This window comes from Streptomyces sp. NPDC058683 (assembly GCF_042716195.1).
Classification (GTDB): domain Bacteria; phylum Actinomycetota; class Actinomycetes; order Streptomycetales; family Streptomycetaceae; genus Streptomyces.
In genome coordinates this window covers 169,906-182,608 of sequence record NZ_JBHXSK010000005.1, presented here as the reverse complement: position 1 = coordinate 182,608, position 12,703 = coordinate 169,906, and the positions used below count along the sequence as shown (strand labels likewise).

General features: G+C 72.8%; 11 protein-coding genes. 6 read left to right on the top strand and 5 right to left on the bottom strand.

The genetic code is table 11. The features are described 5' to 3' along the window. Positions 1–125: 125 nt before the first annotated feature. The 4 genes from ACFWXC_RS07560 to ACFWXC_RS07545 form a co-directional block, all read right to left on the bottom strand. Positions 126–782, bottom strand: a complete 657-nt coding sequence (locus tag ACFWXC_RS07560) for an LURP-one-related/scramblase family protein (protein ID WP_384474578.1) — start codon at positions 780–782, stop codon at positions 126–128. A 67-nt stretch (positions 783–849) separates the two neighbouring features. Further along, complete coding sequence (locus ACFWXC_RS07555) at positions 850–2,898, bottom strand: phosphocholine-specific phospholipase C (protein WP_384474575.1); 2,049 nt, start codon at positions 2,896–2,898, stop codon at positions 850–852. Between the two features lie 198 nt (positions 2,899–3,096). Further along, positions 3,097–3,558, bottom strand: a complete 462-nt coding sequence (locus ACFWXC_RS07550; protein ID WP_384474572.1) for a hypothetical protein — start codon at positions 3,556–3,558, stop codon at positions 3,097–3,099. An 87-nt stretch (positions 3,559–3,645) separates the two neighbouring features. After that, positions 3,646–4,581 carry a hypothetical protein gene (locus ACFWXC_RS07545; protein WP_384474570.1) on the bottom strand — a complete coding sequence of 312 codons (936 nt, stop codon included), beginning with the start codon at positions 4,579–4,581 and terminating at the stop codon, positions 3,646–3,648. Between the two features lie 396 nt (positions 4,582–4,977). Between ACFWXC_RS07545 and ACFWXC_RS07540 the strand changes: the two genes are divergently transcribed. From ACFWXC_RS07540 to ACFWXC_RS07525, 4 genes are all read left to right on the top strand, one after another. Next, complete coding sequence (locus ACFWXC_RS07540; RefSeq protein WP_384474567.1) at positions 4,978–8,019, top strand: BTAD domain-containing putative transcriptional regulator; 3,042 nt, start codon at positions 4,978–4,980, stop codon at positions 8,017–8,019. 85 nt (positions 8,020–8,104) lie between these two features. Next, positions 8,105–8,770 (top strand): M15 family metallopeptidase, encoded by a 666-nt coding sequence (locus tag ACFWXC_RS07535; protein ID WP_384474564.1) that lies wholly within the window; start codon positions 8,105–8,107, stop codon positions 8,768–8,770. Positions 8,771–8,992: 222 nt separating this feature from the next. Next, the gene (locus tag ACFWXC_RS07530; RefSeq protein ID WP_362573340.1) at positions 8,993–9,475 is read left to right on the top strand and encodes an RNA polymerase sigma factor; all 483 of its coding nucleotides are present in this window, start codon (positions 8,993–8,995) and stop codon (positions 9,473–9,475) included. A gap of 105 nt (positions 9,476–9,580) precedes the next feature. After that, positions 9,581–10,729, top strand: a complete 1,149-nt coding sequence (locus ACFWXC_RS07525) for a C40 family peptidase (RefSeq protein ID WP_384474561.1) — start codon at positions 9,581–9,583, stop codon at positions 10,727–10,729. A 51-nt stretch (positions 10,730–10,780) separates the two neighbouring features. Here the strand turns inward: ACFWXC_RS07525 and ACFWXC_RS07520 are convergent, their stop codons facing one another. Further along, entirely contained in the window at positions 10,781–11,359 is a 579-nt protein-coding gene (locus ACFWXC_RS07520) for a PadR family transcriptional regulator (protein ID WP_384474558.1), read from the bottom strand. Positions 11,360–11,412: 53 nt separating this feature from the next. On the opposite strand from ACFWXC_RS07520, the gene ACFWXC_RS07515 reads away from it, so the two are divergent. Then, entirely contained in the window at positions 11,413–11,808 is a 396-nt protein-coding gene (locus ACFWXC_RS07515) for a nuclear transport factor 2 family protein (RefSeq protein WP_384474555.1), read from the top strand. 86 nt (positions 11,809–11,894) lie between these two features. After that, complete coding sequence (locus tag ACFWXC_RS07510) at positions 11,895–12,644, top strand: class I SAM-dependent methyltransferase (RefSeq protein ID WP_384474552.1); 750 nt, start codon at positions 11,895–11,897, stop codon at positions 12,642–12,644. Positions 12,645–12,703: the final 59 nt, after the last annotated feature.

Here is a 12,703-nt window from a genome sequence, read left to right as displayed (position 1 = left end):
GCACCTGAGCGCCCCTCCAGAGGCGCGGGGAACTGCGCGACCAGCCCCCGCAGACCCCGCAGCCGCGCGACAACCGATGGCGCCCCCACGGACCGCGTCAAGCGTCACCCACCCGCAGACGACCCTCAGCCCAGCCCCCGGGAGTCCTGCTTCAGCGCCGTGTCCACGGTCAGCGCCGTCGCCACCACCAGGCTCCGCAGCGGCTCCGGCAGCTGGTGGTGTATCTGCAGCACGTAGTTGTCCGCGGTCGTGAACATCGTCTTGGCGAGCCCCTCCCACGTCTTCGTGATCCGGGCCACCTCCGTGTCGGCGTGGTCGACGATCGCGAAGTTCCACGCGCGCCAGTTCTCCGCCTTGATCGCACCGACCTTCTGGCCGCCCACCATCATCGCGAAGTTGATCTTCCCGATCATGTTCTGCTGGACGATCTCACCGACCTGCGAACCGTCCGGGCGGGTCACGATCACCCGGGACTTGAAGATCTTCGCGGGCCGGGTCAGCACCAGCTGCGGCTGACCGGACGCGTCGCGGATCTCCAGCCGGTGGGTCATGAACTGGTCGAGGCTGGAGACGAAGCGCAGGATCTTCTTCAGCGCGTTCTGGCCGACCTCGGCCACCGAGCCGATCTCCTGGCCGTGCTGGTCCATGACCTTGTACTCGTTGGTCAGCTCGATCAGCTTGGCCTTCTGGTTCACCACCAGCACCGGCTCGGTGAAGAGTGTCTGGGACGCACCGTGCGGATCGCGGTACGAGTCTGCAGGAGTGTTCGATTGCGTAGTCACCGGGGCACACTATCCCGATGTGACCGGTACCTGATCAGTTCCGCACGATGCCGTCCTCAGCCCTTTGTCACTCGGTGCTGATCGCCGGGTCGCTGACCCCGGGCCGCCCGTTCTCCACATGCCCCGCGAACCGCCGCACAAAGGTCGCGTCGGCCTCGGAGGTGACCGTCAGGTCGTACCACTGGTCGCTGTGGTTGAGGTGGGCGATGTGCTTGACGGTGGCCCCGGCGCGCACCGTGAACGTGCGGCCCCGGCCGCCGTACCCGTCCGCCACCTTCAGCTTCACCGTGCCGCTGCCCTTGTTGCTGAAGGTCAGCTCTATGTCGTCGCCGTGCGGCCGGGCGGTGACCTCGGGTCCCGCCACCTTGCCGGGGCCCTGGAAGGTGCGCAGGAAGCCGTTCGGGCCGTGCACGGTCAGGTCGTACGAGCCGCCCGAGTACACCGAGTTCCAGGCGTCGGAGACGGACTTGCCGGCCTCGGTGGTGTAGCTCCAGGGGCCGTCGGTGCGGTTGTTGGAGGTGACCAGGAAGGCGGCGCCGGCCTGCGCGCCGGAGGCGAAGGTCAGCGTGAACTTGCCGGCCGCCGCGTCCAGCGAACCGTCCACCAGCGGGGCGTACTTGAGCGGCCGGGTGGGCCGCGAGCCGCGCTCCTGCTTGGGCAGCGCCGGGTTGGCGGGCGGGGTGGGCACGTAGTCGGGGTGGCGGTTCTTGTCCGGCGGCTGGTAGCCGTCGGTCGAGGGCAGCGCGACCGGCTTGGTGTCCTTGCGGGAGAAGTCGAACGCGGCGGTCAGGTCGCCGCTGACGGCGCGCCGCCAGGGCGAGATGTTGGGCTCGTGGACGCCGAAGCGGTTCTCCATGAACCGGATGACCGAGGTGTGGTCGAGCGTCTCGGAGCAGACGTAACCGCCCTTGCTCCACGGGGAGACGACGATCATCGGCACCCGCTGGCCGAGGCCGTAGGCGCCGGCCGCGTGGGTCGCGTCGCCCTTGAAGAGGTCCAGGGCCGGGTCGACCGTGGACTTGCCCTGGGCGGCGGAGGCCGGCGGGAACGGCGGGACCACGTGGTCGAAGAAGCCGTCGTTCTCGTCGTACGTGATGAACACGGCCGTCTTCGCCCACACCGCGGGGTCGGCGGTGAGCGCGTCGAGGACCTGGGAGATGTACCAGGCACCGTAGTTGGCGGGCCAGTTGGGGTGCTCGGTGAAGGCCTCGGGGGCGACCACCCAGGAGATCTGCGGCAGCTTGCCGGCCTTGACGTCGGCCTTCAGCTGGTCGAAGAAGCCCTCGCCCTTGGTGGCGTCGGTGCCGGTGCGGGCCTTGTCGTACAGCGGGTCGCCGGGCTGGGCGTTCTGGTACTGCTTGAAGTAGAGCAGCGAGTTGTCGCCGTAGTTGCCCCGGTAGGCGTCCTGGATCCAGCCCCAGCCGCCGGCCGCGTCCAGGCCGTCGCCGACGTCCTGGTAGATCTTCCAGGAGACGCCCGCCTTCTCCAGGCGCTCGGGGTACGTCGTCCAGGAGTAGCCGGCCTCGTCGTTGCCGAGGACCGGGCCGCCGCCCTGGCCGTCGTTGCCCGTGTAACCCGTCCACAGGTAGTAGCGGTTCGGGTCGGTGGAGCCCATGAACGAGCAGTGGTAGGCGTCGCAGATGGTGAAGGCGTCGGCGAGCGCGTAGTGGAACGGGATGTCGTCCCGGTTCAGGTACGCCATGGTCGTGGAGCCCTTGGCCGGCACCCACTTGTCGTACTTGCCGTTGTTGACGGCGGTGTGCGTGTCGGCCCAGCCGTGCGGGAGGTCCTGGATGAAGGCGAGGCCCAGGTCGTCGGCGTCCGGGTGGAACGGCAGGATGTCCTTCGTGCCGTTCCACTGGCGCCACACGGACTTGTCGTCCTGGGTGACCGAACGGGGGTCGCCGAAGCCGCGGACGCCTCTGAGGGTGCCGAAGTAGTGGTCGAACGAACGGTTCTCCTGCATCAGGACGACGATGTGCTCGACGTCCTCGATCGACCCCGTGCGGTGGTTCGCGGGCAGTGCGGCGGCACGCTCGATGCTGTTGGACAGCGCGGTGAACGCCGTGGTGGCGCCTGCCAGCTGGAGGAATCGGCGCCGGTTTACTTCGGGCATGGGTGAGCGACCTCTCATCCTGACGCACGGGATGGCCGGAACAGGGCGGATTGTGCGCGGGTGCGAGTGTTCCAAGGGCATCGAACGTCAGGGAAGGGTCGGGTGGCGCGGATGTGAAAGTCGGCGGTACGGGAGGTAGGTAATCGGTAAGAGGGCAGGGCCGGCCACGGCCCGGGCGGCCGTGGCCGGCGCGGGACCTCAGCTGATGAAGGAGCCCGGGGCGCAGGCGCTGGACGCCACCCACACGTGGGACATGATGTTGTCGTTCATGTTCTCGCCGTTGGTGAAGTGGTTGCGGGCGAGGTTGTCCACGTACAGCTCGCCCGGCTTGAGGCAGCCGTAGGCGGAGGACGGGTAGCCCGGCAGGTAGTAGAAGGCGACGACGTCCTTGCCGCCGACGAAGCCGCTGTTCATCACCGAGGAGGCGGCGTTCTGGTCGCCGCTGCGGAAGGCGTCGAAGTTGTCGCTCCAGTCGGGGTCGTTGCCCGGGGTGGCACCGAGCAGTTCACCCTGGCAGTCGGCGTCCCGCCAGGCCCGCACGTAGCCGTCCCGGCCCGGCCACTTCGCGTTGCAGCCGGAGACTGCGTGGGCGTTCGCCGGTACCGAGAGGCCGAGGGCCGCGAGGCCCAGGGTGGCGATGACGAGGGTCAGTTTGCGCATGATGGATCCCGTTCTGCCTCGTCGGAGGCGGTGGGTGTGGGTGAGGCCGCGACGGGTGCCGCGGAGTTCGTTGGGCGCCGGCCGGGGTCAGGCGCGGGCGGGGACGAGCCGCTCGGCGCGTGCCAGCGCCTGCTGCCGCAGCTGCCGGTAGGCGTCCAGCCGGGCGCCGTACTTCCCGTTCAGCTGGGCCAGGTAGTGGGCCTCCCGGTCCTGGCCCACGGACTTGAGGGAGACCTCGCGGGCGCAGGTGGCGTCGGCGACCGCGATCCGGGTCTCGGCGGCGAAGCTCCGCGCCTCCTCGGCCCGGCTCTGGACGGCGGGGTGCTCCCGGGTGGCCTGCCGGGCCGCGTCGGGGTCCGGGTAGGGGTGCCCGGCCTTCTTCATGCAGCCCGCCCAGTCGTGCACGGCGGCGGTGAACCGCCGGTCGTGCAGCAACTTGCCGACGTACAGCGGGCGCAGGTTGCTCGCGGTGGTGTCCAGCCGGAACCAGGTGGCCGGGTCGCCGTACAGCGTGCGCTCGGCCGCCGCGTCGCAGCCGCCGGACTGCTTGCTGACCGAGCCGCCGCCGGGGACCGCGGTACGCAGCAGCTCCGTCTTTCGCCCGCCGTCCAGCGCGCTGTCGTAGGCGGCCCTGCGGCCGGTCGAAAGTCCCTTGCGGTAGGCGATGTTGGGGTTGTGCAGGCGGGCGCGGTCCTCCTTGGCGGCGATCCGGCTGCCGTAGCCGTAGGTCCGGGCCCAGCGGACGTCGTCCTGGACGTAACCGAGCGGCCTGCTCTCCGCCAGGGACAGGGAGCCGTCGGACCAGTAGCGGAAGCCGTGCCGGGCCATGCACTGGGCGATCAGGCGTTGTTCGGCGTCCGAGACCCGGAGGTCTTCGGCGTAGGTCAACTCGGGCGCCTCGGCCGCGGCGACCGGTGCCGGGCCGCCGCCGGACTCCTGGGAGCAGCCGGTGAGGGCGAGCACGGCCACGGTGGCGACGGCGCTCAGGTACGCGACCTTGCGACGGAGGGCGGGGCGCTTCATCGGGCAACTCCCTGGGCTGCGGCGAACGGCTCGGTGCTTTCGGGCCGTTGACGGTGCCGGCGGGGCGTTCGTATGACATGCGGCCGCGGGGAGTTTCCGGCGCGACGGATTTCGTGGCCGATCCGGGGGCGCGGTCATACGAGGGCCGCCGGCCACCCGTCTGACGCACAGGGGCCGCTATGGCCACCCACAGAAACCGGCCAACTGCGGGCGGTGGGGAGATCCTTCCCCGGAGCCCCGTCGGCCCTGCCCCTGTTCGGCGTACCGGGCGTCGCGGAGGGCTCCGTACCACCGATCGGACAGCACGGATCCGGTCACCACGGCCCGGTCTCCGCCGTGCCCGGACGGCGCCCGCCGATATCGTTGCCGGCATCCGCCAGGAGCGATCGGGGATCGATGTTCGAAGTACGTCTGCTCGGCCCGGTGGAGGTCTGGGAAGGGGGCCGACGGGCCCCGCTCGGCGGTTCCAGACCCCTGGCCGTCCTCGCCGCACTCGTCGTGCACCTGGGCGAGGTGATCTCCACCGAGCGCCTGGTGGACTTCGTGTGGGACGAGGAGGCCCCGGCCACCGCGGGCGCCCTGGTCGCCACCCATGTCTCCGCCGTACGCCGGGCGCTGTCCCGGGTCGGTACCGCCGAGGTGATCCGCACCCGGCCCCCGGGCTATGTCGCCGACCTCGCCCCCGACCGGGTCGACGCCCGCCGCTTCGAGGAACTCCTCGCGGCGGGGCGGTCCGCGGGACGTCCGCAGGAGGCCGCCGAGGCACTGGCCGAGGCGCTGGGGCTGTGGCGGGGCCGGGAGGCGCTGGAGGGGCTCGGCCAGTCGTTCGCCCGGATCGAGGCGGCCCGGCTCGGGGAGCTGCGGCTCGTCGCCCAGGAGGAGTCCTTCGGGCTGGCGCTGGAGCTGGGCCGCGCGGACGGCGCGATCGCGCCGCTGCTCGCCCATGTGGCCGCGCATCCGCTGCGGGAACGGCCGCGCGGCCAGCTGATGACCGCCCTGTTCCGCACCGGCCGGGTCTCCGACGCGCTGCGTGTCTTCCAGGAGGGCCGTGCGGTCCTCCGTGACGAGCTGGGCATCGACCCGGGCCCTGAGCTGCGCGCCGTCCACCAGGCCGTACTGACCGGCGACACGGGCGTGCTGGGGACCGGGCAGCCGGCCCGCACGGTGCCGGCCCCCTGGAGCGGCGAGCCCGCGCCGTCCCATCTCCCGCCCGACATCGCCGACTTCGTGGGTCGCGGCGAACAGGTCAAGTGGGCCACCGAGCTGCTGCGGAGCGTCGGCGACACCGGCCGGACCGCACCCCCGATCGGGGTGATCTCCGGGCGCTCCGGCATGGGCAAGACCGCCCTCGCCGTGCACGTCGGCCACCGCACCGCCGAACTCTTCCCCGACGGCCGCCTGTTCGTGGACCTGAGGGCCGCCGACACCACCCCGCTGGAGCCCGCCGACGCCCTCGCCCGGCTGCTGCGCGCGATGGGGGTCGACCCGGACACGGTGCCCTCCGGCGTCGAGGAGCTGACCGGCCTGTACCGCACCCACGTCGGGCACCGGCGGGTCCTGATCGTCCTGGACAACGCGGCCGGTGAGGCGGATGTCCGGCCGCTGCTGCCGCCCGGACCCGGATCCGCGGTGCTGATCACCAGCCGTCGCCGGCTGGTGGCCCTGGAGGGTGCCGCCCATCTGGACCTCGCCGTGCCGGACGAGGCCGAGGCCCTCGACCTGTTCCGCCGGGTGGCCGGCGAGGGGCGGACCGGGGCGGACCCGGAGCGGGCCACCGAGATCGTCGCCCTGTGCGGGCGGCTGCCGCTCGCGGTGCGCATCGCCGGCGCCCGGCTGGCCGCCCGCCCGCACTGGGCGCCCGGTCGGCTCGCCGCGCGGCTGCGCGACGAGCAGCGCCGGCTCAACGAACTCAGTGCCGGGGACCTGGAGTTGCGTACCAGCCTGCAGCTCGGCTACGCGGACCTCGCGCCGCAGGAGCGCCGGGCCCTGCGCCGCCTCGCCCTGCTGGACCTGCCCGACTTCGCGGCCTGGATCGCCGCTCCGCTGCTCGGCATAGGGACCGAGGAGGCCGAGGAGGCCGTCGAGCGGCTGGTGGACTGCCACTTCATCGATGTGATCGGCATGGACGGCACCGGCCTCGCCCGCTACCGCATCCACGACCTCGCCCGCGAACACGCCCGCGAACGCTGTCTCTCCGAGGAGAGCGCCGAGGAGCGTGCCACCGCGGTCCTGCGCCTCGTCGGCTGCTGGCTGGACCTGGCCCGGAAGGCGGCCGCCCGCGGCCCCGGCGGCGCGGTACGACACTTCCCGGAACCGGCCGCCGTCCACCCGCTCGACCCGGAGACCGAGGAGGCGCTGCTCGCCCGGCCCGCGGCCTGGTTCGCCGCCGAGCAGGCCGGGCTGCTGGCCGCCGTGACGCACTGCGCCGACCACGGCATGGCACGGGCCGCCCGGGACCTCGCCGGGGCACTGATAGCGAGTTCGGCCGCGCTGTACAACCAGTTCGACGCCTGGTCCCGCTCGCACACCGCGGCCATGGCGGCGGTGCGCCGCAGCGGGGACGTCGAGGGCGAGGCCTGGCTGCTGGCCGGTCTCGGCCAACTCCGTTACGAGCAGGACCGGTTCGAGGAGTCCCACACCTACTTCGCGGACGCGTTGCGGCTGTTCGAGGACCGCTCGGCCGAGGGTGCGGCCGTGGCACTGGCCGGGATGGGCACCGCCCGCCGCGAACAGGCCCGCTATGGCGAGGCGCTGGAGCTGCTGGAGACCTCGCTGGAGCGGTACGGCGAGAACGGCGACGCGGGCGCCCGGGCGCGGGTGCTGTACGGCATCGGGTACGTGCACCGCGAGCAGGGGCGCGGCCCGGCGGCCCGCCAGGCGCTGTCTCGCGCCCTCGACCTCTACCGGGCCGCCGCCGACCTGCACGGCGAGGGGCTCACCCTGCGCTCGCTGGCCCTGTGCGACCGGGCCGAGGGCCGGTACCCGGAGGCCGAACGGCTGCTGCACGACACCCTGCGGCTCTTCACCGGCCTGCACGACACCTTCGGCGCGATGTACACCGAACAGTCCCTGGCCAAGGTGGAGTTGCGCACGGGCCGTACGGAGGAGGCGGGGCGGCGGCTGGTGCGCTGCCTGGAGGTGGCCCGGGAGCGGCAGGACCGGTTCGGCGAGGCGCTGGTGCTGCGCACGCTCGGGGAGGCGCGGCTGGCGGCCGGGGACACCGACGGGGCCCGGGAGCCGCTGGAGCACGCGGCGGCTCTCTGGGCGGAGCTGGGGCTGTCGCTGTGGCGGGCGCGCACGGTCTGGGACCTGGCCGGGGTGTGGACGGCGGACGGCGACGCGGCGGCCGCGCGGGCGGCCCGGGCACAGGCGATGGAGGTGTTCCGGTCCGTGGGCGGACGGGAGGCCCGGGAACGCCGGGACGACGCGTCGCCGTAACCCGGTGGGGGCTGCAGCGGCCCTGGTGACACGCTTGCAGGGAACCTGCAGGGCAATTGCAGGGGTGCCGGGCACTGTTGTCCGCGTGACGGACATCATCACGCTCTCCGACTCCCGGGTCGCGGCGGTCACCGAGCAGGAGTGCGGTGAACCGCTGGTCGATCTGCGCGGGACTCCCGGCCTGCTGATCGACCCCCGCCAGGCCGACACCGACGGCAGCTACGCGCACCTGCGCTCCGGGGCGCTCAGCCGGCTCCTCGACGCGCAGTCGCTGCTGCCCGCCGGGATCAAGTTCCTGGTGGTGGAGGGGTACCGGCCGCCCGATCTGCAGCGCCGCTACTTCGAGCAGTACGCGGCGACGCTGCGCGCGGCCCACCCCGACGCCCCGCCGGGCCGGATCCGCGAGCTGGCCAGCGCCTACATCTCCCCGCCGGAGGTGGCGCCCCATGTCAGCGGCGGGGCGGTGGACCTCACCCTGTGCACGGCCGACGGCACCGAGCTGCCGCTGGGCACGGAGGTCAACGCCACCCCGGAGGAGAGCGCGGGCGCCTGCCGTACCGGGGCACCGGACATCGGTGCCGAGGCGCGCGCCAACCGGGCGCTGATGGCGCAGGCCCTGGGCACGGCCGGCTTCGTCAACTACCCCACGGAGTGGTGGCACTGGTCCTACGGCGACCGGTACTGGGCCCTCCTGAGCGGTGCGCCGGCCGCCCGCTACGGGCCCGCCGCCGCCTCCGTCCGGGCCGTCTGACCAGCGGGCCGCGACCTCCTCCTCTCTCGGACCACGACGACCACGACGACCACGAACAACGCGAACACCACGAACAACGCGACCGACCATCGGGGGACGACCATGGAAAGCCACGGCGGCAGATGTGCGCGGGATCCGCGCGAAGCCGTACCGCACCCGCGTGAAGCCGTGCCGAGCCGGCGCGGGAGCGTGCGGGGACCGGGCGAGGGGGCTCAACCGCCCATGAGTCCGGGCGACTTCGACGCCTCCTTCACCGCCGACATGCCCAGACTGCGCAGACGGCTGCTGGCCCTGACCGGCAACCCGCACGACGCCGACGACCTGCTGCAGGAGACGTATCTGCGGCTGTCCCGGCGGGCCCGCGCCCGGAATCTGACGCACCAGCAGCATCCCTACGCCTACACCTGCACGGTCGCGCTGAACCTGTTGCGCGACTCCTGGCTGCACCCCTCCCGCCGTGAGCGCACCACCGACCGGCTGCCCGAGGCGGGCTGGGACGGCGGGCTCGGCTCGTACGAGGCCTCGGCCACCGCCCTCGCGCTGCTGAGCGTGCTCTCGCCGAAGGAGGCGGCCGCGGTGATCCTCGTCGACCTGGAGGGCCTCACCCACGACACGGCGGGGGAACGGCTCGGCGCCCATCGCGGGACCGTCCAGCGCAACCGGATGAGGGCGCTGGCCAAGATGCGCGCCGCGCTGGCCGGTTGAGCACCGGGTGCCGCGTCCCGACGGGGGTGGGACGCGGCACCCGGCGCGGCACCGGACCCCCGTACACCTCCGTACACGGCTCCACGTCGACCAAGGATGTGCACCTTGAGACTCTCCGAACTCACCACGCCGGGCCGGGCGACCGCCGCCGCGGCGGCGGTCGCGCTGATCGCCTTCTTCCCCGCCACCGCGCACGCGGCCGCCCCGCGCGCCGCCCAGGACGCGACCTGCGGGGTGCTGGCCTCCGGCGCCTCGGCCACCGCGGAGGCCGCCGTCGCCGCGGCCTGCTCACAGATCGGTGTCTGGTACAGCTGGGGCGGCGGCCACGGCGCCACCCCCGGTGCCACGTACGGCTACTACGACGGCTCCGACCCCGACAGCCTGCACGACAACGAGCGCAGGGGCTTCGACTGTTCGGGCCTGATGCGGTACGCGTACTACCGGGCGACCGGCCGGGACCTGCTCAACGGCACGGCCGACGACCAGTACCACAGCGCGCAGGCCTCGGCCCGTTTCTCGGCCGCCCAGGGCACCGCTCCCCTGGCCCCCGGTGACCTGATGTTCTGGGGCAGCGGGCACATCCACCACGTCGCCATGTACCTGGGCGCCGGGCAGATGGTCGAGGCGTACGAGTCGGGCACCCACATCCGGGTCGCCCCGGTGCGTACGGGCGGCGACTATGCGGGCGCGATCCGCATCAACCCGTCGGGCACGCCGGTGCCGCCGCCGGCCAACGGCGGTACGACGTTCGAGACCTGGGGCACGGGGGTGCGCACGCACTCCACGCCGAGCGTGCGCTCCTCCGTCGTGGACACCTTCGCCGGGCCGACCCAGGTCTCGGTCCAGTGCCAGGAGCACGCGGAGACGGTGACCGCCGAGGGCTACACCAACGACATCTGGTCCAGGCTGGCCGACGGCTCCTGGCTGACCAACATCTACATCAAGGGCCCGGCCGAGCTGCCCGGCGTCCCGGACTGCGGCGGTGACACCCCGCCGCCGCCGGGCGGGGGCAGCACGGCGTTCCAGACCTGGGGCACGGGCGTGCGCACGCACAGCGAGCCGAATGTGAACGCCGGCGTCGTCGACTACTTCCCGCAGCCCACGACGGTCAACGTGGTCTGCCAGGCCCACGCCCAGACGGTCACGGCCGAGGGCTACACCAACGACGCGTGGTCCAAGCTGACCAACGGTGCGTGGATGACGAACATCTACATCAAGGGCCCGGCGTGGCTGCCAGGGGTCGCCACCTGCTGATCCGGGCCCGGCCGCGGGGCGCCCGACGACTCGGGCGCCCCGTCCGTGTCCCTACTCACCTTGTTGACCATGAACGGCAGCCCGTTCCTCGAGTCTGCGCAGCGCCAGCTCGCCCCAGCGCAGGTTCTCCCGCTCGAAGGACATCCCGCGCAGCAGCGTGAGGTACGGGCCGATGCGCTCCGCCTCCGCGAAGTACGCCTCCTCCGAGCGCCCGGCCAGCAGGCGCCGCCGGATCCGTTCGTAGCGGGCCAGTTTGGCGGTGGCCCAGTCCATCCGCTCGGCGACGGCGGTGCGGACCGCCTCGATGTCACCGGCGTCCGCGCACTGCACCTTGACCAGCAGTTCGTCCCGGACCACCGCGGGCCGGGCCGGGGGCTCGGCGGTGTACGCGCGCACCGCCTCGCGGCCCGCCTCCGTCAGCGAGAACAGCCGCTTGTTGGGCCGGCGCTCCTGCTCGACGACGCGCGCGGTGACCAGTTCCTCGGCCTCCATGCGGTCCAGTTCGCGGTAGAGCTGCTGGGGCGTGGCCGTCCAGAAGTTGGCGACCGTCGCGTCGAACCCCTTCGCGAGGTCGTACCCGGAGGCCTCGCCCTCCAAGAGGGCGGCCATCAGCGCGTTCCGCAGAGCCATGGGTGCACGCTAGCATGCACCTACTCAATTTTTTGACTAGGTGAGGTGGACCCATGCACCCCTTCGGCAAAGCCGTCGAGAGCGACGACGCGGACGCCGTGGCCGCCCTGCTGGCCGACGACGTCGTCTTCACCAGCCCGGTCGCCTTCAAGCCGTACGCGGGCAAGGCGATCACCGTGGCGATCCTGCGCGCGGTGTCCCAGGTCTTCGAGGACTTCACCTACGTGCGGGAGATCGGGGACCCCGACGGCCGGGACCACGCCCTCGTCTTCACGGCGACGGTGGCCGGCAAGAAGCTCCAGGGCTGCGACTTCCTGCACGTCGACGAGAACGGGAAGATCGACGACCTCACGGTGATGGTGCGCCCGCTCTCCGCCGCCCAGGCGCTGGCCGAGGCCATGAACGCCCGGTTCGAGGCGATCGCCCAGGAGGCCGCCGCCGCGCAGTGACCCCGGCCCGAGCACCGGTCCCGGCTTCCGCCATCGCCCGATCGAGGGACTGGTGGGAGCCGGGCACCGCCCACGAGACTCGGGGCATGAACGCCACCGACCCGCCTCAGGGGCTCGCCTGGGACACCCCCGCGGCCGCGGCCGCCTACCGCGACCGTGACATGAGGCTGGCCCGGCAGCTGATCTTCCCGGCGGTGCTGGACCGCGTCGGCGCTCCCCCGGGTCCCGGTGCCACCGTCCTCGACATCGGCTGCGGCACCGGCGCGCTGACCCTGGAGCTGGCCCGGGCCGGCGGCTGGTCGGTGCAGGGGGTCGATCCCTCCGCGCACATGCTGGACATCGCCCGCGCCGACCGCCCCGACCCGCGCGTGGACTACCGCCTCTTCGACGGCCGTTCCCTGGCCTGGATCCCGGACGCCAGCATCGACGCGGCCGTCTGCTGCCTGGTCTACTGCACCGACCCCGACGACGCCCGCCTGACCGCCCTGACCGCCGAGATCCACCGGGTGCTGCGACCGGGCGCCCCCTACGTCCTCGCCGACCTCAACCCCGCCGCGGCGGGAGAACGGTTCGCCACGCTCCGGTACGGCGAGCCCGGCGCGTCGTACGCCGAAGGGTCCCCCGTGCCCATCGGACTGCGCCGGCTCGACGGCGGCTGGGTCACGACGGTCTGTCACTTCCGTCCGCTGTCCGCCTACACCGCGCTGCTCACCGGCGCCGGTTTCGCCGCACCGGCCACGGCCACCCCGGCCGTGCCGGAGTCCGAGCGGGCCGCCGGGTCCGGGCTCGCCCCGTACCTGGTGCTGAGCGCCGTCCGTGCCCCGGCCCATGGCTGAGCGGACGGTCCGCGGGCTTCCATGCCGGCCGCCGGCTCGGGGGCATCGCCCATTCTCGA

Bases quoted from the DNA above. Each gene is read 5' to 3' on its own strand.
- ACFWXC_RS07520 (WP_384474558.1), bottom strand. From the start codon at position 11,359: ATGGCTCTGCGGAACGCGCTGATGGCCGCCCTCTTGGAGGGCGAGGCC.
- ACFWXC_RS07550 (WP_384474572.1), bottom strand. From the start codon at position 3,558: ATGCGCAAACTGACCCTCGTCATCGCCACCCTGGGCCTCGCGGCCCTC.
- ACFWXC_RS07515 (WP_384474555.1), top strand. From the start codon at position 11,413: ATGCACCCCTTCGGCAAAGCCGTCGAGAGCGACGACGCGGACGCCGTG.
- ACFWXC_RS07545 (WP_384474570.1), bottom strand. From the start codon at position 4,581: ATGAAGCGCCCCGCCCTCCGTCGCAAGGTCGCGTACCTGAGCGCCGTC.
- ACFWXC_RS07555 (WP_384474575.1), bottom strand. From the start codon at position 2,898: ATGCCCGAAGTAAACCGGCGCCGATTCCTCCAGCTGGCAGGCGCCACC.
- ACFWXC_RS07530 (WP_362573340.1), top strand. From the start codon at position 8,993: ATGAGTCCGGGCGACTTCGACGCCTCCTTCACCGCCGACATGCCCAGA.
- ACFWXC_RS07510 (WP_384474552.1), top strand. From the start codon at position 11,895: ATGAACGCCACCGACCCGCCTCAGGGGCTCGCCTGGGACACCCCCGCG.
- ACFWXC_RS07540 (WP_384474567.1), top strand. From the start codon at position 4,978: ATGTTCGAAGTACGTCTGCTCGGCCCGGTGGAGGTCTGGGAAGGGGGC.